Below are 23,076 nucleotides of genomic sequence, written 5' to 3'. Positions count from 1 at the left end.
CCTTCAAATCCGCTTCCACTGCCCGTACTTCGCCACCTGCGATTCATCGAAGGAGAAGCCGAGGCCGGGCGCGTCGTGCAGCTTGACGCGCCCGTTCTCATGCGACAACTGGCGGTCCACCAGACGGCGGAAGTTGAGCACCTGATCGTCCCAGAAATATTCGACGTAGCGCGCGTTCGGCGTGGCAGCAACGAGCGGCGCATGCAGGTCGTGGAACCAGTGCGGACACATCACGACACCATGACTTGCCGCCGTCGCCGCGATCTTGCGCCATTCGGTAATGCCGCCGCACACGGCCGCATCCGATTGCAGAATCGCGGCCGCGCCCTGGTCGAGCAATTCCTTGTGATACCAGCGGCCATAGCCGATCTCGCCCGTCGCCACCGGAATGCGCGTGGCCTTCGCAAGCCTCGCGTGATTGTCGACATCGTCTGGCGAAAAGGGCTCTTCGATGAAGTACGGATCGTATTGCTCGATGCGGCGCACATGCTGCAAGGCCTGCGTGAGATCGGTCCAGCCGTTGTTCATGTCGATCATCAGTTCGACGTCGGGCCCGACGGCATCGCGCGCCGCCTTCACGCGCCGCTCCTCTTCCTGCGGCGACAAACGCCCGCCTTTCATCTTCACCGCCCGAAAACCCATCTCCACGTAGCCGGCCATTTCCTCGCCGAGCTTTTCAGGTGTCTTGCCGTCGAGATAGTAGCCACCGCTCGCATAGGCCGGCACGCTTTCGAGCTCGTTCGCGCCGAGATATTTGTGCAAGGCCACGCCATGCGTGCGCGCGTTGAGATCCCACAGCGCGACATCGAGAATGGACAGCGCACGCATCACGGTGCCCGCGCGTCCTTGCAACAGCGCTTCGTTATACATCGTCTGCCAGAGTCCTTCCACAGCGTACGAGTCGCGGCCGATCAGCACCGGCGCGAGCAACTGCTCCACCGCCACGGTCAGCAATTCGCCCGCTGCGCTGCCGATATAGCAAAAGCCGATGCCTTCGACGCCATCGGTCGAGCGCACCTTGACGAGGCCGTAATGACGCGTGGACACCGTGCGCGTCGAAAAGGACGTGACGCGATCGAGCGGCACCGCGGCCGCGCATACGGCGATGGATTCGATGATAGGCATGGCTGTCTCCCTGTATTGTCGTCAAGAACCGCAAGAACGAGTCTGATGACATGCGCGCCGCAGAAGAAGTATCCTTTGGCTTCTTCAAACCCAAAATTTTTTATCGATGGACTCGCGCTATCTGCAGAGCTTCGTGTTCGTCGTCGAACTGGGTTCGATCGCGGAAGCCGCGCGCAGGCTCGATCTGACGCCCGCCGCCGTCGCGCAACGCGTCAAGATGCTGGAAGCCGAACTCGGCGCCACGCTCGTGCGTCGCTCGGGCCGCACGGTGGGCGCGACGGAAGCCGGCGAGCGCATTCTCGCGCGGGCGCGAGCGGTGCTGCACGACATTCGCGACTTGCGTTCGGACATCGAGGACACGGATCAATTAGGCGGTCAACTGCGTCTTGGCGGCATGGCGACGATGATGGGCAGCCTCATTCCCGACGCGCTCGCGGTGCTGCTCGGTCATCATCCGCAGATGGACTTCTATCTGGAGCCGGGCACGTCGCTCGATCTTTATCGCAAGGTGACGGCAGGCGATCTCGATGCCGCCGTGATCGCGCAACCGCTTTTCAATCTCCCGAAAAGCTGCGACTGGCATACGTTTCGCACGGAGCCGCTCGTGCTTCTGACGCCCGCCGCGATGAACGTCAACGACGTCCACGCGACCTTGCTTTCAGAACCCTTCATTCGATACGACCGTAACGTGGTCGGCGGCCAACTCGCGGATGCGTATTTACGGCAGCAAGGCATCAAGCCGAATCAGCGCTGCGAACTCGATGGCCTCGCGGCCATCGCCACGCTGGTCGATCGCGGGCTGGGCGTCTCGCTCGTGCCGGACTGGGCGCCGCACGAGTATCCGGGCATTTCCGTGCGCAAGTGGGCGCTCCCCAACGCGGCGCCCAAGCGTCTCGTCGGCTTGTTATGGGGACGTTCATGCGCGCGCATCCGGCTCGTGCAGGCGTTTCTCGGCGCGGCGGACTCTATCGAACGGACGCGGCACGGGTCGGGCAAACCGAAGCAATAGTCACGTCCGGAAGCAAGAAGTTCTATGGTTTGAAGCAAGCGCGAGCGTGTCGCGGCAACGCAAGCCAGCCGCGATAATGCGGACACACCTACAGGAGACGCCAGCAACATGAGCGACACATTCAAGAAAAAGTCCGGCGCTGAACAAGACCCGCAACCCGGCGGCCTGCGCAAATCGCTGACGAGCTACGGCGACAGCGGCTTCTCGCTCTTTCTGCGCAAGGCTTTCATCAAGGGCGCGGGCTATACGGACAGCGCGCTCGACCGGCCGGTGATCGGCATCGTCAACACGGGCAGCGCGTATAACCCGTGTCATGGCAACGCGCCGCAGCTGATCGAGGCCGTCAAGCGCGGCGTCATGCTCGCGGGTGGCCTGCCAATGGACTTCCCGACCATCTCCATTGCCGAATCGTTCTCGCAGCCCACCAGCATGTATCTGCGCAACCTCATGTCGATCGACACCGAGGAGATGATTCGCGCGCAGCCCATGGACGCCGTCGTGCTGATCGGCGGATGCGACAAGACCGTGCCCGCGCAACTGATGGGCGCGGCATCGGCGAATATCCCGGCGATCCAGCTCATCACCGGTTCCATGCTGACGGGCGCGCATCGCGGCGAGCGCGTGGGCGCATGCACCGACTGCCGGCGCTATTGGGGACGTTTTCGCGCGGAGGAGATCGACGAGACGGAAATCGCGGCGGTCAACAACCAGCTCGTCGCGAGCGTGGGCACGTGTTCGGTGATGGGCACGGCAAGCACCATGGCGTGTATTGCCGAAGCGCTCGGCATGACCGTTCCGGGCGGCGCCGCGCCGCCCGCGGTGACATCGGACCGCATGCGCGTCGCCGAAATGACCGGCACGCAAGCCGTGCGGATGGCGAAGGACGACCTCACCATCGACAAGATCCTCACCGCCGATGCCTTCGAGAACGCCATGCGCGTGCTGCTGGCTATCGGCGGTTCGACCAATGGCATCGTGCATCTGACCGCCATTGCCGGACGCATGGGCTACGACGTCGATCTGAAAGCGCTCGACCGCATGGGCCGCGAGACGCCCGTGCTGCTCGATCTGAAGCCGTCCGGCTCGCATTACATGGAGGATTTTCATAAGGCGGGCGGCATGGCCACGCTGCTGCGCGAACTCAAGCCGCTTCTCAATCTGAACGCGCTGACCGTCACGGGCCGCACGCTCGGCGAGGAGATCGAAGCGGCGGGTCCGGCCTTCGTGCAGGATGTCGTGCGCTCGTTCGACAACCCGATCTATCCGCAAGGCGGTATTGCCGTCCTAGAAGGCAATCTCGCGCCGGGCGGCGCGATCATCAAGCAATCGGCGGCGAACGCTGAACTCATGGAGCACGAGGGCCGCGCGGTGGTGTTCGAGAACGGCGCGGACTTGGCCACGCGCATCGATTCCGCCGATCTCGACGTCAACGCCGATGACATTCTGGTGCTCAAGAACATCGGTCCGAAGGGCGCGCCCGGCATGCCGGAAGCCGGGTACATTCCGATCCCGCGCAAGCTCGCGACGGCGGGCGTCAAGGACATGGTGCGCATCTCCGATGGCCGCATGAGCGGCACCGCATTCGGCACGATCGTGCTGCACGTGACGCCCGAATCGGCGATCGGCGGGCCGCTCGCGCACGTGCAGACGGGCGACCGCATTCGCCTGTCCGTGTCGAAGCGCGAGATCAGCCTGCTCATCAGCGACGAGGAACTCGCGGCGCGTGCGGCCCGACATGCCGTGACGATACCGACAGCGGAGCGTGGATACCGCAAGCTGTTTCTCGATACGGTGACGCAAGCGGATAAAGGCGTCGACTTCGATTTCTTGCGCGCGACGGAGAAGCGCGGCACGACGCCAAGAAGCTAGACGCGTCATGCTGAAGCACGCCAGGGCCGCTTTCGAGCGGCCTTTTTTGCGTTCACGGGAAGCGTCCGCATAAGACACAAGAATTTTTTGTCTTTGAAGCAAGCGCACCCTTGTTCTTCCATATCCAACCCACGGCGATACTGGCGCGACCCTCGAACGACACCGGAGACGCTTGCCATGACTACATCAAAGACCTTTCAGGGCGCGCTGTCGCCCGTTCTCACGCCATTCGACGATAACGGCGCGCCCTCGGCCGAGCGTCTGATTCGCCACTGCCGCGCGTTGCTCGACGACGATGTCGGGCTGGCCGTGTTCGGCACGAATTCCGAGGCCAACTCCATGTCCGTCGCGGAGAAGCGCGGACTGCTCGATGCGCTCATCGGCGCAGGCCTGCCCGCTGCACGCATGATGCCTGGCACCGGCGCGTGTGCGTTGCCGGACACCATCGAACTCACACGCCATGCGGTATCGAACGGCTGTGGCGGCGTGCTGATGCTGCCGCCGTTCTACTACAAGGGCGTGAGCGACGAAGGCCTGTTCCGCGCATACGCCACCGTGATAGACGCTGTCGCCGATGCGCGTCTGAAGATTTATCTCTATCACATTCCGCCGGTCGCGCAGGTGCCGTTGAGCCTTGCGCTCATCGAACGCTTGCTGAAGGCGTATCCGGGCACCATTGCGGGCATCAAGGACAGCTCGGGCGACTGGAACAACACGTCGGCCGTCATCGATGCTTTCGCGTCCACGGGCTTCGAAGTCTTCGCGGGCAGCGAGACGTTCCTGTTGCGCACGTTGCAAGCGGGCGGCGCGGGTTGCATCACCGCAACGGGCAACGTGAATGCGGCAGCCATCGGCAAGCTCGCGCGCGAATGGCGCGCCGTCGATGCGCCCGCACAGCAACGCCGCCTAGACGAAACGCGCGCGGTGTTCCAGCGCTTCCCGATGATCGCCGCGATGAAAGCGGCCATTGCATGGCAATCCGGCGATGAAGGCTGGGCGAATTTGCGCCCGCCGCTCGTCGAACTCGATGGCACGCAACGCGTGCAGCTTGAAAACGCGCTGGACGCCATCGGCTTTTCCATTCCGCATGCCGATCAGCTCGGCGTTCGCGAACCCGCGCACTGAACCGCCGTACAACCATACGAATAAAAACGGAGACAAATCTTGTACGACAGCCCTTCACTTCCCGCATCGATAGCAACCGACGACGCCGATTCCATCTTTCGCCGCGTTGCGCTGCGCTTCATGCCGCTCTTGTTCGTCGGCTACGTGGTCGCTTATCTGGATCGCGTCAACGTCGGCTTCGCCAAGCTGCAGATGCTGAACTCGTTGCATCTGAGCGAAGCCGTGTACGGCCTCGGTGCGGGGTTGTTCTTCGTTGGCTACTTTTTCTTCGAGGTACCGAGCAACCTTCTGCTGCATCGCATCGGCGCGCGGCGCTGGATCGCGCGGATCATGATTACCTGGGCCGCGTTATCGATGGCCACTGCCTGGGTCTCCACGCCCATGCAGTTCTACGCCGTGCGGTTTCTGCTCGGTGTCGCGGAAGCGGGCTTCTTTCCGGGCATGGTGCTGTATCTGACCTACTGGTTTCCCTCGCATCGGCGCGGCAAGATGATTGCGCTCCTGATGGCGGGCAATCCGGTGTCGGGGCTTATCGGCGGACCGGCGTCCGGCTGGATCATGCATTCGATGAGCGGCGTGGGTGGCTTCGAAGGCTGGCAATGGCTCTTCATCATCGAAGCGGTGCCGTCCATCGTGCTCGGCTTCGTGATCCTGAAGCATCTCGATGACCGCGTCGCCGACGCCACCTGGCTCTCCGAACCCGAAAAGCGCGTGATCCTCGATGAAATCGCCGCCGATACCGCCACGCAAACGCACGGCTCGGTGCGCGCGGTGTTCACGTCGGCGCGCGTGTACCTGATGTGCCTGATTCTCTTCGGCATTGTCATGGGTTCGTACGCAATCGGCTTCTGGCAGCCGACCATCCTGCGTTCGACGGGTATAGAAGACGCGTTCATCATCGGCCTTCTGACGATGATTCCCTACTCCGTTGCCCTTGTCGCGATGATCCTCACCGGCAAGCACGCCGACCGCACACGCGAGCGGCGCTGGCACGTCGCGCTGCCCGCGCTCATTGCCGGAGCGGGTTTCGTGCTGTGCGCGCTCTTCGGCGCGTCATCGGCGATCTCGGTGGCCGGCCTCACGCTCGCGACTGCGGGCGTCATCACCGCGCTGCCGATGTTCTGGGCGCTGCCCACGGCGTTTCTCGGCGGCACGGGCGCGGCGGCGGGCATCGCGCTCATCAACTGCACGGGCAATCTTGCCGGATTCGTAAGCCCGGCCGTGATCGGCTGGCTCAAATCGATCACGCATTCGCTTTCGTCGGGACTGTTCGTGGTTGCGGCTTCGCTTGCGTTGTCGGCGTTGCTGATTTTCGTCTTCGTGCCGGCGAAGCTCGTCAACAAGTAAGGATTCGACGATGACCGCCAACGACACGAATGTGCCACCCGTTTTGCGGATAGGCGAGTTTCCTGCCATTGCCGAGGCCTTGCTGAAAGAGCGCCTCGCTCTACACACGCTCGGCGAGATCGGCGCTGACGACGCGCTCCGCGCGCGCATCGGCGCTATCGTCACACGGTCCAACTACGACATCGACATCGCGCTCATCGAACAATTACCCGCGCTGCGCATCATTGCGACGAGCGGCGTCGGCTTCGACCGCATTCCGGTCGAGTTTGCGCGCGAACGCGGCATCGTCGTGACCAACACGCCCGATCTGCTTAACGCGGCCGTCGCCGAACTGACGATAGGACTCGTGCTCGCGATGCTAAGGCAACTGCCGCGCGCCGACCGCTTCGTACGCGAAGGCGCGTGGTCGAACGGCGTACTGCCGCTCGGCTCGAACCTGGCGGGCAAGCGCGTCGGGATTGTCGGCATGGGGCGCGTCGGCAAAGAGATCGCGCGAAGACTCGCGCCGTTCCGTGTCGAGATCGCGTACTTCGGGCGCGCGCGTCAGGCGTTGCCGTTCGAATGGTTCGAGACGCCCGTTCAGCTTGCGCGCTGGTCGGACATTCTGATCGCGAGTTGTCCGGGCGGCAGCGCGACGCGTCATCTGATCGATGCTACCGTGCTCGACGCGCTTGGGTCCAAGGGCATGCTCGTGAACATTGCGCGCGGTTCTGTCGTGGATGAAGCGGCGCTAGTTGCAGCGCTGGAACGCAAGGCGCTCGCGGGCGCCGCGCTCGATGTCTTCGATCACGAACCGCTCAACGATTCGCCTTTGCGACAGTTGGACAATGTCGTGCTGAGCCCGCATATCGGCAGCGCGACGCATGAGACGCGGCTTGCAATGGCCAAACTCACCGCCGACAACGTCGTCTCGTTCTTCACGACAGGACGGGCATTGACGCCTGTCCATATCGAATGATTAGAACTGATACAGCGTGGCGGGCGTATCGACGAGAATGCGCTTGCGCGTCGCTTCATCCGGCACGACGTTGGCGAAAAGGTCCGCGAGCAAGGCATCATCGGGAATGCGGTTCAACGGCTGCTCCGTCGGATGCGGCCAGTCGCTTCCCCACAGCACGCGCTCCGGCGCGACCCGAGCAAAGCCCGCCGCGAGCGCGACGCTATCCGCATACGAAGGCGGCCCGACCTGCGTCTCGTTGTAGAAGCCGATCAGCTTCACGTACGCCTTCCCGCTCGTCAGCAACTCGGAGACCATCTGAAAAGAAGCCTGATGCACGGCATCGGGTTCCGGCACGTGCGCAAGATGATCGAATACGACCGGACACGGCAAGTCGTACCACGTGCTTCGCGCCTGCATCAAAAACGCAGCGGGTGCGTTCACCTGCACATGCCACCCCATTGACGCAATACGAGCCGCAAGCGGCTTCACCATATCGAGCGTGGTCGTTCCCGGTGGCGCAAGATTGAAGCGGATACCGCGCACGCCAGCGCGATTCAAGGCTTCGAGTTCCGTCTGAGTCACGCTCGTATTGACGACCGCGATGCCGCGTGCGCGTCCGTTGAAACGCGCGATGGATTCGACGAGCAGACGGTTATCGACGCCATAACTCGACGGCTGGATGATGACATTGCGCGTCGTGCCGATGCGCTTTTGCAGTTGCCGATAATCGTCGACGGTTGCATCGCCGGGCTTGAGCGTCGCTTCGGGCGCCCACGGATAGCGATGATCGTAGATGTGATGATGGCAGTCGGTCGCATCGGGCGGCATCACGAGCTTCGTGCGCTCGGTGCCGGTGGACCATTTCACTTGCTGCGCGTCACTCTGTACTCGCGTTTCTGCGCATCCGCTCAATGCCAAACCACCCGCTGATGCAACGAGCGCACTCAGCGCCTTCAGCGTCTCGCGACGCTTGCCATTCCAATTCGACAAGGCTGTCTCCTGTTTTATTCGAATGTGCCTGCACGTATTAATCGATGCGCTGCGTGTCTCCCTCGAACTCGCGAAGACAACCGAAGCCGCCATGAAACAGCGCCTCGGTCGCGTCTTCCGCTTCGCTCGATGAGGATATTTCCAGCGCATGCGTCTGCGCATCGTCCTGCGGTCGATAGCCGAGCGCACGCGCATTCGCATTGCTCCAGCGATTGCGCGCATTGTCGGACACGCCATAAACGATGACGAAGTGATAGTCCGGCGCATCGATAGCGCGACGCGTCAATTGCACCATGTCGCGATGGCTGATCCACGAATAAAGGTGGCGCGGCTCGGTCGGCTTGTCGTCGGGACGAAACGAACCGATGCGCAAACACGCCACCGACATGCCGTACTTGTCGGCATACAAGCGCCCGAGCGCTTCGCCGAACGCCTTCGACACACCATAGCGGCTGTCGGGACGAACCATGACCGTGTCGTCGATCATCCTGTCGCGCCGATGGAAGCCCACCGCATGATTCGAACTCGCGAACACCACGCGTTTCACGCCCGCCTCGCGCGCCGCCTCGAAGACGTTGTAGCAGCCATCGATGTTCATGTCGCGAATCTTCTGCCACGTGTCCTCGTCGGGAATGCCCGCGAGATGCACGACCACATCGACGCCCTCCATGATCTCGCGCAAGCGCTCGGGACGCGTGATGTCGGCAGTGACGATTTCCTCATGCTCGCCCGCGCTCGCTTGCGGCGCGATGTCCGCAAGGCGTAGCGCGTAATGGCCCGCGAATCCGGCGCGTAGCACGCGGCCGATGAGTCCGGCCGCGCCCGTGATCAAAACCCGTTTCATGCGTTGTCTCTCCGTGTTTATCGCAAGGATTGGCTTGCGATGCCGAGTTCGGACGCGCGGCGGTTATGCACGAAAAGCACCATGGCGATGACGCCGGTGAAGTCGATCAGTGCGCCGAACAAGAACGCGCTGTGATAGCCGCCGAAGTATTGGATGAGAACCCCTGTCAGCGCCGGTCCGATGATGCCCGAGAGGTTGCTCAAGAAGTGGATGAAGCCACCCACGCCGCCCTGCCGATGCAGCGGCAGAATCTCGTGCTGAATTGCCCAGATGGCCTGGCACGAACCGGTGAGGAACAGGAGCGCCGCCGCGATGAGCGCGACCGCCGCCACGAGCGAAGTGGCCGACGTGATGCACAGCACGGCGACACCGGACAGCGCGAGGGGAATCGTCGCGACGAGCTTGCGCGCCTTCACGGGATCGTCCATGCGACGATAAATCCAGTCGCCTACCAGCCCGCCGCCAAAGTAACCAATGGCGCCGCAAATCCACGGAATGGACGTGATGATGCTCATCTGCTTGAGGTCGAGATGCATCACGTTGGTCAGATAACTCGGCAACCACGAGATGAACACGTACTGTGTGTAGTTCACGGCGAAGAGACCCGCGCCGAGCGCGAGCGTGCTTGGGCGGCGCAGATACGCGCCGAGCGTCATGCCGTCGTCCTCCACGTTCGCGGCTTCGGCAATGGAACGGCTCTCGTCGATCATGCGACGTTCGTCATCGCGCACGCGCGCGTTTTGCGCGGGCTTGTCGGTCACGAAGATGCGCCACACCACGAGCCACAGAAAGCCGAGCACGGCGATCACGATGAACGACGTGCGCCAGTCGAACGCATACGCGATCAGACCGACCACCGGTCCCGCAATGGCATTGCCGAGTGTCTGTCCGGAGAACGTGAAGCCGATCATCGTCGAGGTCTCGTGACGCGGAAACCAGTTCGAGATCGTGCGATTCGTATTGGAGCTCATCGGCCCTTCGCCAATGCCGAAGAACACGCGGCATACGAGCAGCGAGACGAATCCCGTCGCGGCCGCTGTGAGTCCGCAGAACAGCGACCAGATGCCCATGGCGTAAGTGAACACGCGCACGGTGCCCCACTTGTCGGAGAAATAGCCGCCGAGAAAGGAGAAGATGGAATAGCCGATGAAGAAGCTGCTGAAGATGATGCCGAGTTGCGAGGGCGAAAGATCGAGCGTCTTGCCAACGATGGGCGCGACGATGCCAAGCGCCGCGCGATCCATGTAGTTGATCGCGCCTGCCGTGAATAGCAGGCCCGCGACCACATAGCGGTATTTGCCGGTCTTCATATGTCTCCTTGACTGCTTTAGTTATGGAGCGGCCATGAAGCCCTCGGCCGCGCAGGTCCTGCCTTGCCGATGCTGTCGCGTCTAAATCCTCACTCTCAACTCATGATGCCGATCTGCCACGGCACGAATTCGTGGTCGCCGAGGCCGAGCAGTTCGCTCTTGCTGCGCTCGCCCGAAGCGGTGGCGAGCAGCGCGTCGAAGATGACCTGCCCCATGCTTTCGATGCTCGCTTCGCCATCGAGAATGGCGCCGCAATTCAGGTCCATGTCCTCGGTGAGACGGCGATACATCGGCGTGTTGGTGGCGAGCTTGATCGATGGCACGGGCTTCGCGCCGAACATGGAACCTCGCCCCGTCGTGAACGCGATGAGGTTCGCGCCACCCGCGATCTGTCCGGTCGCGGAGACCGGATCGAAGCCCGGCGTATCCATGAAAACGAGGCCGTTTTGCGTCACGGGCTCGGCGTAGCGATACACCTCCATGAGCGGCGTGGTGCCGCCTTTCATCGACGACCCGATCGATTTCTCGAAGATGTTGGCGAGGCCGCCGACCTGATTGCCCGGACTCACCTTGCCGTTGATCTGCACATCGCGACCGACCGAATATTCTTCCTTCCACCAGCGGATGCGATCCACAAGTTTCTCGCCCACAGCGCGGCTCACGGCGCGGCGCGTCAGCGTATGTTCGACGCCATAGACCTCGGGCGTTTCCGACAGGATGGCGGTGCCGCCGTGGCGCACGAGAATGTCCATTGCGGCGCCGAGCGCGGGATTTGCGCTGATCGAGGAAAAGCCGTCCGAACCGCCGCATTGCAGGCCGATCTTCAGATGGCTCGCATCGACCGTGCTGCGCGTGACGTCGTTGGCGCGGGGCAGCAACGCCTTCACAGCTTCAATGCCCGCCTCGATGGTTTTGCGCGTGCCGCCGGTTTCCTGCATCGTGAAGGTATGCAGTCGCGAACTTGCGCTCAAATGCTCCTGATCGAGCAGGCCTTGCAACTGATTGCGTTCGCAACCGAGTCCGACGATAAGTGCCGCCGCGAGATTCGCGTGGCGCGCGTAGCCGGCCATCGTGCGGCGCAGCAGTTGCATGGGCTCGCCGCTCATCTCCATGCCGCAGCCGATCGAATGGCTGAACGCCACCACGCCATCCACGTTCGGGTAATCCGCAAGTCGCTCGCGCGTGAACCATTCCGCGATCTTGTGCACGACCGTGGCCGAGCAATTCACGGTGGAGAGAATGCCGATGTAATTGCGCGTCGCCACGCTGCCATCCGCGCGCACGATGCCCTGAAACGTCGCGCGCTTCGCGACAGGCAACTGCTCGACCGCGCGATAGTCCTTGCCATAGGCGTAGTCGCGATCGAAGTCGCGGAACTCGACGTTGTGTCCGTGAACCAGCGTGCCCGGTGCGATATCGGCGGCGGCGAAACCGATCACCACGTTGTATTTTCGGATCGGCTCGCCTTGCCGGATGGCGCGGGCGGCGATCTTGTAGCCTGCCGTGACCTGGCTTCGGCTCACGAAGTCTTCGGCATCCACGCGCGTGCCCATCGCTACATCCGTGCGGGCAATCACGACGTTGTCATTGGAATGAAGACGGATCACCGGGCCGGCGACGCGTTTTTCGGACTGCTCGATCATGGGTTTCGTATAAGTTATGCGCCGCGAGTACGCGCCTGATGGACCGCTTCATGAAGTACTGGATGGACCACTCGCTGCGCCAATCATACGGATCGGGGATTTGCTATGGTTTGCTTGAGAAGCAAGAAATTTTTTAGTCCGGCGCGCTAATCTGCGGGCTGAGACACCGGGAGCGCCGGGACCGCCGCCGCGCCGACGCTGATAACAAGGAGACATCTCATGTGGCAACAGACCGAACGCTATCCCGACCCGCGCGTGATTTCGCTCGATCCATCCTTCGACCGCTATCGCGTTGCGTTCTCCGCGGTCGAGCGGCTTGCAACGGGCTTTCGATTCACGGAAGGTCCGGTCTGGTTCGGCGATGGCCGCTTCCTCTTGTTCAGCGATATCCCGAGTAACCGCATGCTGCGCTGGGAGGAGGAAACGGGTGCGGTGAGCGTGTATCGCGCTGCATCGAACCATGCGAATGGCAACACGCGTGACCGGCAAGGACGGCTCATCACGTGTGAACATGGGCGACGCATCACGCGCACGGAATACGACGGCCGCATAACCGTGCTGATGGATTCGTTCGATGGCAAGCCGCTCAATTCGCCTAACGATGTCGTCGTCAAGTCCGACGGTTCGATCTGGTTCACCGATCCGCCCATGGGCATCTGGGGCCACTATGAAGGCAACAAGGCCGAGCCGGAACTGCCGCATTCGATCTATCGCATCGACGCAAAGACGCTCGAAGCGAGCCTCGTAACGGCGGATCTGAAAGGACCGAACGGTCTGTGTTTTTCGGCCGACGAGAAACTGCTTTACGTGACCGAATCGCGCGGCGTGCCGAACAAGCTCATCCACGTGTACGACGTGTCGGAGGACGGGCGCGGTATCGGCCGGGGACGCGTGTTTTACGACGCGGGCGTGGGAACGGTGGACGGCATACGCGTCGATGTCGACGGCAACTTGTGGTGCGGCTGGGGCATGGGCAGCGACGAACTCGACGGCGTGATGATTCTTTCGCCTGCGGGCAAGCCGATCGGACGCATCGCCCTGCCCGAGCGATGCGCCAATCTTTGCTTCGGCGGACCGAAGCGCAACCGTCTCTTCATGGCGGCGTCGCAGTCGATCTATTCGGTGTACGTGAACACGCAGGGCGTCGCGAACGTTTAGCGCGAGCGCCCTGTTTCATCGCTTAGAACGTGGCCCAGTCGCCGTCGCCGGCTGCGACCGCGGGTTCTGCGCGCTTCTTCGGCGCGGCAGGCTTAACGGCCTTCACGATCGACGCGGGCGCAGGACGGTGCACCGGCGCTGCGTTCGCACGGCTCGCGGCAACGACAGCCTGGCCCGTGCGAAACACGGCGACGGTCGTGCGCAATTGCTCGGCCTGATCTTCCAGCGACCCAGCGGCTGCCGCCGCTTCTTCGACGAGTGCCGCGTTCTGCTGCGTGACCTCGTCCATCTGCGAGATGGCCTGGTTCACTTGCTCGATACCGCGCGTCTGTTCATGCGATGCCGACGCGATTTCGCCCATGATGTCCGTCACGCGTTGTATCGCCGTGCCGACCTTTTGCATGGTTCCTCCCGCGCGGGCAACGAGTTCCGTGCCCGCCTGCACGCGGCCGCCCGACGTCTCGATCAACTCCTTGATCTCCTTCGCGGCACTCGACGAACGCTGCGCGAGGCTGCGCACTTCACTTGCGACGACGGCAAAGCCGCGACCCTGCTCGCCAGCGCGAGCGGCTTCGACCGCGGCGTTCAACGCAAGGATGTTGGTCTGGAACGCAATGCCTTCGATCATGCCGATGATCTCCGCGATCTTGGCTGAACTCTGTTCGATGCCCGCCATGGTCTCGACGACCTGACCGACGATAGCGCTGCCTTCGTTGGCGACGGCGTTCGCGTTGTCGGCGAGGCCGCTTGCCTGCATCGCGTTCTCGGAGTTCTGCTTGACCGTCGCGGTGAGTTCTTCCATGCTCGCGGCCGTTTCCTGCAGCGAAGCGGCCTGCTGTTCGGTACGCGATGAAAGATCGGTATTGCCCGCTGCAATCTGCTTGCTGGCGCTCGCAATGGCCTCGCTGCTCGTGCGGACGGAGCCGACGGTCGCCGCGAGCTTCTCCTTCATGGCGGCGACGCCGGAGAGCAACTGGCCCATCTCATCGTGGGTCTTGATCGTGACCGTGCGTGTCAGATCGCCTGCCGCGATGTGCTCGAAATGCTCGAGTGCATCGGCGAGCGGCGACATGATCGCGCGACGCAGGAAGTACCAACCGAAAGCCGCGCCCGCAATACCCACGACGAGCGAGATGAAGCCAACGGTACGCACGGTTGCGTAGCTGCTGTCGTTTTCCTCGTCCTGGCGGGCTGCGTCGATGAGTTGGAATTCCTTCAGCTTCTTGAAGGCATCGCTCGTGCGATTGTAGGCATCGGGCACGTCTTTCTGTGCATAGCGAATGATCTCGGCCTGATCGCGTTTCTCGATGGCGGCGCCAAAACCTTCGACTGCCTTGCGCATTTGAGCGCGGCCTTCGACCACGTCCTTCGCGAGGACGTCTTCGTCCGCGCCACGCGGGATGACATCGTACTTCTTGTACCACTCGTCCGAATCGGCCAACGCTTTCTCGGCGCGAGCGCGCAGGTCTTCCCCTCCGGTGCCTTCGCGGTCGAGCGCAAAGCGGTCGAGCAGCACGCGTGCGCGGTTCAGGTACACGTCCGAGACACCCAGCGCGTTGACGGAGGGCAACGTGCTCAGACTCACGTCTCTTGCGGACGCCTTGATGGTCGCCATGCCGTATAGACCGATTCCCACGGACAAGCTGAGCAGCACGCCAAGAAAAATCATGGTGAGCGCGAGCCGCGCCCGGATTGTCAGGCTCTTCATTCGTTTTGCTTCCAGAGTGGTCGTAGGTGGAGACGAGGCGCGATGCTTATCGACGCCTGTTGCAAGCTTGTCCACCTTCTTATCGGCGTGAAGCAGGGAAACTGTAATGAGGATGTAGGTATGACGGCCGCTGCTACGTCACGGCGCCCGCTGCAACGACACCGCTCGGCTCGGGCACGAGCGTCGAAAGTCCCACGACGAGTTCCGGCGCGACCGGCCGGCTCAGCAAGTAACCTTGCACGAAGTCGCACTGCGCTTGCCGCAGCATGTCCAGTTGCATTGCGCGCTCGACACCTTCCGCCGTGACGCTCACGCCGAGCGCATGCGACATCTGGATGATGCCGCACACGATGCCATGCGTCGCGGCATCGCTTTCCAGGCGAGCGACAAACGAACGGTCGATCTTGAGCGTATCCGGCGCGAAATCCGCGAGATAACGCAGACTCGAATAGCCCGTGCCGAAGTCATCGATGGCAATGCGCACGCCGAGCTCCTTCAACGCACAGAGCGTGCGTTGCGCGAGCTCTGCATTCTCCATCAACGCACTCTCGGTCAGTTCCACTTGCAGGCTCGACGGCGGCAGTCCGTGCCGGCGCAAAGCGTTATCCACGACATCGACGATAGCCGTATCGCGCAACTGCCGCGCCGACACGTTCACGGAGACGCTGAGCGCGCTCGCACCGTTTCTGCGCCAGTGCGCAAGCTGCCGAAGCGCGTCTTCCATGACCCACGCGCCGACCTCGATGATGAAGCCGCTCTCTTCCAGGATCGGAATGAACACGCCCGGCGAGACGACACCGCGCGTTGGATGACTCCAGCGGATGAGCGCCTCGACACTGCGGACCGCGAGCGAATGCGGCTCGTGAATCGCCTGATAGTGCAGCACGAACTGTCCGTTGGCGAGCGCGGCGGGCAGGTCGCGCTCCAGGTTGAAGTCGACGATACGCTTGCTTGCGTCCTTGTCGGCAAAGCGAAAGCCGTTGCGCCCGGCCTTCTTCGCGGCATACATCGCAATGTCCGCACTCGTGAGCAAGGTCTCGTGATCGGCGCCGTTCTCGGGGAACACTGAAATGCCGATCGACGCGGTGACGAACGCGCCGGCGCGAGGCGCATCGCCTGTTTGTGCGAGCACGCCGAGAATGATTCGCGCGATGCTCGCAAGCCGTTCCTTGTCGCGTGCCTCGTCGATCAGCACGGCAAACTCGTCGCCGCCGAGTCGCGCAAGAAAGGCATCGGCCGGGAGCGCCGCCTGAATCACTTCGCTCAGCGACTTGAGCAGACGGTCGGCTGCCGTATGGCCGAGCGTGTCGTTGAGCACCTTGAAGCGGTCCAGATCGATGAACATCAGCGCGAACACGTTGTCCTCGCGGCAGCGTTCCTCGATGGCCCGCAAAAGCGCAACGCGATTCGCGAGCCCTGTAAGCGAATCCGAGAAAGCCAGCCGGTCCAGTTCCGCGACACGCTCCTGCTCCGCAGTGATGTCCTCGCTGATGCCGATGATGCGCGCCACGCCGCCCGCCGCATCGCGCACGGGATAACCCGTGCTTTGCACCCAACGCACGCCGCCGCCGGGCCGCTTGATGCGGTATTGCACGCGCCCGCCAATCGCGGTGTCGACGATGCGGCGCATCGCGGCTTCGACTTGCGGACGGTCTTCGGGCAGCACGACATCCATCCACGCTTGCGGACGTTCCAGCAGCGTCGGCGCGTCCACGCCGAACAGGGACGCGCAGCCTTCGCTCAACCGATGGAAGTGGCTGAAATCCGCGCTATACGAGTAGAAGCAGAGACCGGCGTGCGCTTCCATCTCGGTCATCAGCGCGTCTTTCGCGCGCAGATCGGCGGCGAGGTCGGCTTCCTGAGTGACATCGAGCGACGCGCACAAAATGCCGTAGACGCCACCCCTACCGTTTTCGATAGGGATCAATCGCGACTGCCATACCTTCGGCTCGCCTGTCGTCGTCGGGCACGCGCCAGTGAAAGACGTGCGCGCGCCTTGCAGCGCGGCGGCGAATGCGCTGCGAGCGGCGATGGCGTCATGGTTCGACCAGAAGCTCAGCCAGTCGGCGCCGGCAAGCTGTTCCGGGCCGCTCGCCTGCATCAGCTGCGCGCCATGCTCGGAGATGCGCAACATGCGCCCTTCTTCGTCCAGCAGCTTCAGGCATTCGCGATTCGCGTCCAACAGCGCCCGTGCAAGCGCGCGGGTGGCATTCTCGCGCCCGGCGGCGCGGCATGCACGACCAAGACCGATCGTCAGCACGACGCCGCCGGCAAAGACGCCGACGCACGACGCCGCAACGTTCGACACGGACGCGAGTGGCCAATAAACGAGCGCGAACGCGCCCACCGCACCGAGCATGTGCTGCACGACGCAGGCAGAGGAAAAAGTTGCGCTACGTGCCTGAGTTTTCAGGAAGAACGACAGGAAGCCCTGGTTCTGCGCGGATCGAGTCTCCGACCGTGCGCGGTCGACTGAACCCTGGGTGGAATGATGGGACATGGGCATTGCAAAACCAGGCTTTCGGTGGACGTGGTGGACGAGTCGACCAAGCCTCGTGCTTGATGGAGCCGATCAGGCGATTCCTGGTTTACGACGCACAAGTGCAAATGCTTTAGCCCTGTGCGGACGAAGAAATACAAGGTGCGGGCGATGGAGCCTTCAGGGAAGGTGCGAGAACAAGGCTCCAAGCGTGCCTTACCGATACGTGAAGCGCCGGTGCGTCCTCTTCGTCCGAGGGACGCCCGTGCATGTGCTTCGAAACGAGCGTGCGGCCATTCGTCGAGCCGCTTCTGCGCGCTCGAATCGTTCACCCATGACACGCTCCAGCAAACATGCTTGTATATTAACGGGACGCATCGGCGTCTCGAGTACGCGTCGCGTCGGCGAACCGGGACCAATGATCGACCATCCGGGCTAACCATGAAATACAAAGACTACTACGCGGTCATGGGCGTTCCGCGCACGGCGAGCGAAGCGGAAATCAAGACCGCTCACAGAAAACTCGCGCGCAAGTTTCATCCCGACCTCAACAAGGACGCGGACGCCGAAGCGCGCTTCAAGGAAGTGGGCGAGGCATATCAGGTACTCAAGGACCCGGAGAAGCGCGCCGCGTTCGATGCCCTCGGCACCGGGCTCAAAGATGGCGACGAGATCCGTCCGCGTCCCGATGTCGGCGATGGCTTCGAGTATCGCGGTGGCGAAAGTCAGCAAGACGCCGACGACTTCTTCAGCGACCTGTTCGGCGCACGCAGCGGCATGCACGGCGGCGCACGCGCGCGGCATGGGACACGTTCGCGCATGCCCGAGTGGCCGGGCGAGGATCATCATGCAAGCGTCGCCGTCAGCCTGGAAGATACCTACACCGGCGCGCAGCGCACCTTCAGGCTACAAATGCCCGTCATCGACGATGAAGGACGCGTGACGTATCAAACGCGCACGCTCGATGTGACGATACCGAAGGGCATTCTCGACGGCCAGCGCCTGCGCCTCGCGGGTCAGGGAGGCGCCGGTTCGGGCAATGCGCCGCCAGGCGACCTCTATCTGGAAGTGACGGTCGACAAGCACAAGCGTTATACCGTCGACGGCCGCGACGTCACCGTCGAATTGCCGCTTGCGCCATGGGAAGCCGCGCTTGGCGCAGAGGTGGTCGTGCCGACGCCATCCGGCGATGTGACCGTGACCGTTCCGGCCGGGTCTGCCGCCGGACGACGTTTGAGGTTGCGCGGTCGAGGCATTCCCGGCAATCCGCCCGGCGATGTCTACGTCATGCTCGGCATCGTGCTGCCTCCCGCCGATACCGACGCCAGGAAGGCTGCCTATCACGCCATGCGCGATGCGTTCGACTTCGATCCGCGCGCGCACTTTTATGGGTGAACCATCATGAATGAAAACGAGCCGGTTTATCTGCAGGGCGATATCGTCGAGGAGCACGTCGAGTTCACGATGATCGAACTGTGTCGCATCACGGGCGCTTCGGAAGATCAGCTCGCGCTTTGGGTGCAAGAAGGCGCATTCGAGCCGCGAGGTGCGCGTATCGAGGAATGGCGCTTTAGCGGCACGTCGTTGCGCCGCGCCATGACCGCGCAGCGACTGACCAGCGATCTCGAACTGAACGCGCAAGGCGTGGCGCTTGCACTCGATCTGCTCGATCAGATCGATGTCTTGCGCTCGCGCCTCGCACGCTACGGCGACCGCGGTTGATACGCATGAGCCTTCGTGCGACCTTTCCCCGAAACGTCGCACGAGCGCTTCGATGGTGCGCCGATCATCCGGATTTGGTGCACACGCATGGCTGAATCCATGAAACATGCGCTCATTTGCGATGGCACGCTTATCGCTTATAGCTACAGCAAGGAGCCGGCGCTTCATCCGGTTTAGCACCAACAATTTGCAATAGAAAACTAGGGTTCCGATCCGCGTAGCGTCCATGAGGGACGATCCATACGCGCGATGCTGGTCCGAGAGTTGTCGACCTCAAGGTTCTGCGCGAGGTTACACGGCGGGATAAAAGCCCGGGAGAGAACGCGATCGAGAGTCGCGCCGCTCCCCGCCGTCGATAACCCCTTCGAGGTCAACCTCATGCGCAAGCTATCCCGTTTCATCGGCATCGCCGCCCTCTCTCTCGCCGCGTTTGCTTCCACCGCTTCTCCCTCGTTCGCCGCCGGTCGTCAGGACTTCAAGGTCTGCTGGACCATCTATGCGGGCTGGATGCCGTGGGGCGAAGCGAAAACTCAAGGCATCGTTTCCAAGTGGGCCAAGAAGTACGGCATCAATGTCGATGTCGTGCAGCTCAACGACTACGTCGAGTCGATCAATCAGTACACGGCCGGCAAGTTCGACGGCTGCGCCATGACCAACATGGACGCACTGACGATTCCCGCCGCGGGCGGCGTGGACTCGACCGCGCTTATCGTCAGCGACTATTCCAACGGCAACGACGGCGTGCTCGTAAAGGGCACTGGCAAGAAGATCGCCGACATCAAGGGTCAGCAGATCAACCTCGTGCAGTTTTCCGTATCGCACTATCTGCTTGCCCGCGCGCTCGAATCCGCCGGCATGAGCGAGCGCGATCTCAAGGTGGTGAACACATCGGATGCCGATATCTCGGCCGCGTTTGCGACACCCGCCGTAAAGCAGGCCGTCACCTGGAATCCCATGCTCGCCGACCTGAAGGCCAAGCCCGATGTGACCGAAGTCTTCGATTCGAGCAAGATTCCCGGCGAGATCATGGACATGATGGTCGTCAACACGAAGACGCTGCAAGAGAACCCCGCACTCGGCAAGGCACTGACGGGCGCATGGTTCGAGATGATGTCGCTGATGCGCGCCAACAGCGCCGACAGCACCGCCGCCCTCAACGCGATGGCGAAGGCATCCGGCACCGATCTGCCGGGCTTCAAGGGCCAGCTCTCGACCACCGCGCTCTTCTACACGCCTAAGTCCGCGCTCGACTTCGCGACGAGTCCCGAACTGCCGCGCACCATGACGCGCGTCGCGAAGTTCTCGTTCGATCACGGTCTGCTCGGTCAAGGCGCGCCGAGCGCGGACGCAATCGGCATGGCGTTCGACAAGGGCGTCGTGGTCGGCAGCAAGAGCAACGTCAAGCTGCGCTTCGATCCGACCTACGTGCGCATGGCCGCCGACGGCAAGCTTTAACGCCTGCGAACCGGAGGCTGCGCGATGCGACTCATCAACCGACACCCGAGCAAGAGCGGCGCCATGCTGCTGCTCTTGATGCCGTTCATCGTGCTGTTGGCGGTGTACTTCACCAGTTCGTCGCTGCGGCTCAAGGACAATCCCGGCGACAAGGTGCTGCCGAGCGCGAGCCAGATGAGCGAGGCGATCACTCAGTTCGCCTTCACCGAAGACAAGCGCACGGGCCAATATCTGCTTTGGACCGATACGCTCGCAAGCCTTAAGCGCCTTGGCATCGGTCTTGTGGTGAGCGCGGTGATCGCGCTCGTCGCGGGCATCGTGACGGGCAGCATTCCGCTCGTGACCGCAACGCTCTCGCCCTTCATCACTGTCGTCTCGATGATCCCGCCGCTCGCGGTGCTGCCCATTCTCTTCATCGTGTTCGGCCTCGACGAGTTGTCGAAGGTCGTGCTGATCGTGATCGGCATTACGCCCATGATGATCCGCGATCTTCAGCAGCGCGCACGCGAGATTCCCGACGAGTTGTGGGTCAAGGCGCAGACGCTCGGCGCCACGAGCTGGACGCTGATGCTGCGCATGATCCTGCCGCAACTCATGCCGCGCCTGCTTGTCGCACTGCGTCTCGCGCTCTGTTCGGCGTGGCTCTTTCTCATCGCGGCGGAAGCGATCGCATCCGTCGACGGCCTCGGCTACCGCATCTTTCTCGTGCGCCGCTATCTCGCGATGGACGTGATCCTGCCTTACGTCGCGTGGATCACGCTGCTCGCGTGGCTTATCGACGAGAGCCTGCGCCGTATCACGCTGTGGGCGTTTCCCTGGTACGGCGGAGGCGCAAGATGATCGAAGTCCGCAACGTGTGGAAAGAGTACGGCAACCAGGTCGTGCTCGAACGCCTGAATCTCAAGATCGGAAAAGGCGAATTCTGTTCGATGGTCGGTGCGTCGGGCTGCGGCAAGTCCACGTTTCTGCGCCTTCTGCTCGGTCAGGAACGCGCGACGCGCGGCGAGATCCTGCTCGATGGCGAACCGCTGCCGGGTGAACCGGACGCGCATCGCGGTGTCGTGTTTCAGCGCTATTCGGTGTTCGAGCATTTGAGCGTGGTGCGCAACGTGATGCTCGGTCACGAGTTGCGCGAGTCGAGGCTCATGGGCCGTCTTTTCGGCGCGCGTCGACAGGCTGCACGCGACGAAGCCGTGGCGATGCTCGAACGCGTCGGTCTTGCCGCCGCGCTCGACAAGTATCCGCATCAGCTTTCAGGCGGCATGCAGCAGCGTCTTGCCATTGCGCAGGCGCTCATGATGAAGCCGCGCATCTTGCTGCTCGACGAACCCTTCGGCGCGCTCGATCCGGGCATCCGCCGCGACATGCACGAACTGCTGCTCAAGCTCTGGCGCGAGTCGGGCCTGACCATCTTCATGGTCACGCACGACCTGAAAGAAGGCTTCACGCTCGGCAGCCGCGTGCTCGTCTTCGACAAGGTACGTGTCGATCCGCAAGCGCCCGGCGCGTATGGCGCGCGTATCACCTACAACATTCCGCTCGACCATAGCCGCGACTCGGCTTCGTCGATCCACGTTGCACGGGCGGCCGTCGAAGGCGCCGCGCGTGCGGAAGCGATACCTGCTTAAAGGAACCCAGGAAGATGGACTTGCTACTCGAAGAAACCGTTCCCGGCGGCGGACATGCGTCGCTGATCGTCAAGCGGGGACAGTCGTTGCGCCTGACCGATATCGATGGCGGCGCGAACGTCAGCATCATGATGTTCAACGCCGCCGAAAAAAGCGAACGCTTGAATTTACCCGATACGCTCAAGTGCCAGCACACGGCCAAACTAAGCGCGGGCCATTGCCTCTACTCCGACATGGGCCGCGTGCTTGCCGCCATCGTCGCGGATACATGCGGGTGGCACGACAGCATCGGCGGGGTATCGAATGCCGGGGAAGTGCATGAGAAGTATGGCGCGGGACGCTATCAGGAACTGCGTAACGGCTTTTATCGCAATGGCATGGACAACCTGCTCGTCGAGATGGGCAAATGGAATCTCGGCCTCTCCGATCTCTTGATGACGCTGAATCTCTTCAGCCGCGTCGACGTGACGGACCAGGGGGCGCTTACCTTCGTCAGCGGCAATTCGAAGCCCGGCGATTACGTCGAGCTCTATGCGCCGATGAACACGCTCCTCGTGCTCACCGCAATTCAGCATCCGCTCGATCCGAACGCGAACTATGCGCCGCAACCCGTGAAGCTCTCGTTGGCAAATGCGGATCGAGAAGTGGCCGAACTCTGCCGCACTTCGTGCGAGGAAAACGTGCGTGGCTTCATCAACACCGAGCGCTTTTATCTTTGAGCGGA

The 23,076-nt window shown here is 62.5% G+C and carries 19 protein-coding genes and 1 riboswitch; of the genes, 12 read left to right on the top strand and 7 right to left on the bottom strand.

The genetic code is table 11. From position 1 onward, the window contains the following. Positions 1-3 precede the first annotated feature (3 nt). A complete protein-coding gene (locus NCT03_RS27525; RefSeq protein ID WP_250494636.1) occupies positions 4-1,125 on the bottom strand; it encodes a mandelate racemase/muconate lactonizing enzyme family protein in 1,122 nt (373 codons plus the stop codon). A 106-nt stretch (positions 1,126-1,231) separates the two neighbouring features. Between NCT03_RS27525 and NCT03_RS27520 the strand changes: the two genes are divergently transcribed. From NCT03_RS27520 to NCT03_RS27500, 5 genes are all read left to right on the top strand, one after another. After that, entirely contained in the window at positions 1,232-2,134 is a 903-nt protein-coding gene (locus tag NCT03_RS27520; RefSeq protein WP_244830616.1) for a LysR family transcriptional regulator, read from the top strand. Between the two features lie 108 nt (positions 2,135-2,242). Beyond that, positions 2,243-4,003 (top strand): IlvD/Edd family dehydratase, encoded by a 1,761-nt coding sequence (locus NCT03_RS27515; protein ID WP_250494635.1) that lies wholly within the window; start codon positions 2,243-2,245, stop codon positions 4,001-4,003. A gap of 177 nt (positions 4,004-4,180) precedes the next feature. Further along, entirely contained in the window at positions 4,181-5,128 is a 948-nt protein-coding gene (locus NCT03_RS27510; protein WP_250494634.1) for a dihydrodipicolinate synthase family protein, read from the top strand. Positions 5,129-5,167: 39 nt separating this feature from the next. After that, positions 5,168-6,475: an MFS transporter gene (locus tag NCT03_RS27505; RefSeq protein ID WP_250494633.1), complete on the top strand. Its 1,308-nt coding sequence runs from the start codon at positions 5,168-5,170 to the stop codon at positions 6,473-6,475. Between the two features lie 10 nt (positions 6,476-6,485). After that, complete coding sequence (locus tag NCT03_RS27500) at positions 6,486-7,433, top strand: 2-hydroxyacid dehydrogenase (RefSeq protein WP_250494632.1); 948 nt, start codon at positions 6,486-6,488, stop codon at positions 7,431-7,433. Here the strand turns inward: NCT03_RS27500 and NCT03_RS27495 are convergent, their stop codons facing one another. The 4 genes from NCT03_RS27495 to NCT03_RS27480 all read right to left on the bottom strand — a co-directional run bounded on the left by NCT03_RS27495 (position 7,434) and on the right by NCT03_RS27480 (position 12,202). Then, positions 7,434-8,405 carry an amidohydrolase family protein gene (locus NCT03_RS27495; protein ID WP_250494631.1) on the bottom strand — a complete coding sequence of 324 codons (972 nt, stop codon included), beginning with the start codon at positions 8,403-8,405 and terminating at the stop codon, positions 7,434-7,436. It abuts the gene before it with no gap. Between the two features lie 37 nt (positions 8,406-8,442). Beyond that, the gene (locus tag NCT03_RS27490; protein ID WP_250494630.1) at positions 8,443-9,249 is read right to left on the bottom strand and encodes an NAD-dependent epimerase/dehydratase family protein; all 807 of its coding nucleotides are present in this window, start codon (positions 9,247-9,249) and stop codon (positions 8,443-8,445) included. Positions 9,250-9,266: 17 nt separating this feature from the next. After that, on the bottom strand, positions 9,267-10,559 hold the full coding sequence (locus NCT03_RS27485) for an MFS transporter (RefSeq protein ID WP_244830629.1): 1,293 nt from the start codon (positions 10,557-10,559) through the stop codon (positions 9,267-9,269). Between the two features lie 95 nt (positions 10,560-10,654). Further along, positions 10,655-12,202, bottom strand: coding sequence for a UxaA family hydrolase (locus tag NCT03_RS27480; RefSeq protein WP_250494629.1), 1,548 nt, complete (start codon positions 12,200-12,202; stop codon positions 10,655-10,657). A gap of 219 nt (positions 12,203-12,421) precedes the next feature. On the opposite strand from NCT03_RS27480, the gene NCT03_RS27475 reads away from it, so the two are divergent. Then, the gene (locus NCT03_RS27475; RefSeq protein ID WP_250494628.1) at positions 12,422-13,360 is read left to right on the top strand and encodes an SMP-30/gluconolactonase/LRE family protein; all 939 of its coding nucleotides are present in this window, start codon (positions 12,422-12,424) and stop codon (positions 13,358-13,360) included. Positions 13,361-13,382: 22 nt separating this feature from the next. Here the strand turns inward: NCT03_RS27475 and NCT03_RS27470 are convergent, their stop codons facing one another. After that, positions 13,383-15,068, bottom strand: coding sequence for a methyl-accepting chemotaxis protein (locus NCT03_RS27470; RefSeq protein ID WP_284503470.1), 1,686 nt, complete (start codon positions 15,066-15,068; stop codon positions 13,383-13,385). 133 nt (positions 15,069-15,201) lie between these two features. Continuing rightward, positions 15,202-17,568 (bottom strand): sensor domain-containing protein, encoded by a 2,367-nt coding sequence (locus tag NCT03_RS27465; protein WP_250494627.1) that lies wholly within the window; start codon positions 17,566-17,568, stop codon positions 15,202-15,204. Between the two features lie 420 nt (positions 17,569-17,988). On the opposite strand from NCT03_RS27465, the gene NCT03_RS27460 reads away from it, so the two are divergent. The 6 genes from NCT03_RS27460 to NCT03_RS27435 all read left to right on the top strand — a co-directional run bounded on the left by NCT03_RS27460 (position 17,989) and on the right by NCT03_RS27435 (position 23,071). Then, positions 17,989-18,942 carry a DnaJ C-terminal domain-containing protein gene (locus tag NCT03_RS27460; protein ID WP_250494626.1) on the top strand — a complete coding sequence of 318 codons (954 nt, stop codon included), beginning with the start codon at positions 17,989-17,991 and terminating at the stop codon, positions 18,940-18,942. Positions 18,943-18,948: 6 nt separating this feature from the next. Next, complete coding sequence (locus NCT03_RS27455; RefSeq protein WP_250494625.1) at positions 18,949-19,269, top strand: chaperone modulator CbpM; 321 nt, start codon at positions 18,949-18,951, stop codon at positions 19,267-19,269. Between the two features lie 189 nt (positions 19,270-19,458). Further along, a riboswitch (guanidine-I (ykkC/yxkD leader) is annotated at positions 19,459-19,589 on the top strand. Positions 19,590-19,647: 58 nt separating this feature from the next. Then, on the top strand, positions 19,648-20,724 hold the full coding sequence (locus NCT03_RS27450; protein ID WP_250494624.1) for a putative urea ABC transporter substrate-binding protein: 1,077 nt from the start codon (positions 19,648-19,650) through the stop codon (positions 20,722-20,724). A gap of 24 nt (positions 20,725-20,748) precedes the next feature. Beyond that, positions 20,749-21,564 (top strand): ABC transporter permease, encoded by an 816-nt coding sequence (locus tag NCT03_RS27445; RefSeq protein WP_244830640.1) that lies wholly within the window; start codon positions 20,749-20,751, stop codon positions 21,562-21,564. Next, positions 21,561-22,352 (top strand): ABC transporter ATP-binding protein, encoded by a 792-nt coding sequence (locus tag NCT03_RS27440; RefSeq protein WP_250469446.1) that lies wholly within the window; start codon positions 21,561-21,563, stop codon positions 22,350-22,352. Before NCT03_RS27445 ends, NCT03_RS27440 begins: the two co-directional genes overlap by 4 nt. A 14-nt stretch (positions 22,353-22,366) precedes the next feature. After that, positions 22,367-23,071: an urea amidolyase associated protein UAAP1 gene (locus NCT03_RS27435; RefSeq protein WP_250494623.1), complete on the top strand. Its 705-nt coding sequence runs from the start codon at positions 22,367-22,369 to the stop codon at positions 23,069-23,071. Positions 23,072-23,076 lie beyond the last annotated feature (5 nt).

Origin of the sequence: Caballeronia sp. GAWG1-1, assembly GCF_023631465.1 — a bacterium.
Classification (GTDB): Bacteria; Pseudomonadota; Gammaproteobacteria; order Burkholderiales; family Burkholderiaceae; genus Caballeronia.
Note: the sequence above shows the minus strand (reverse complement) of the source record. Positions and strands in the feature narration are given on the sequence as shown.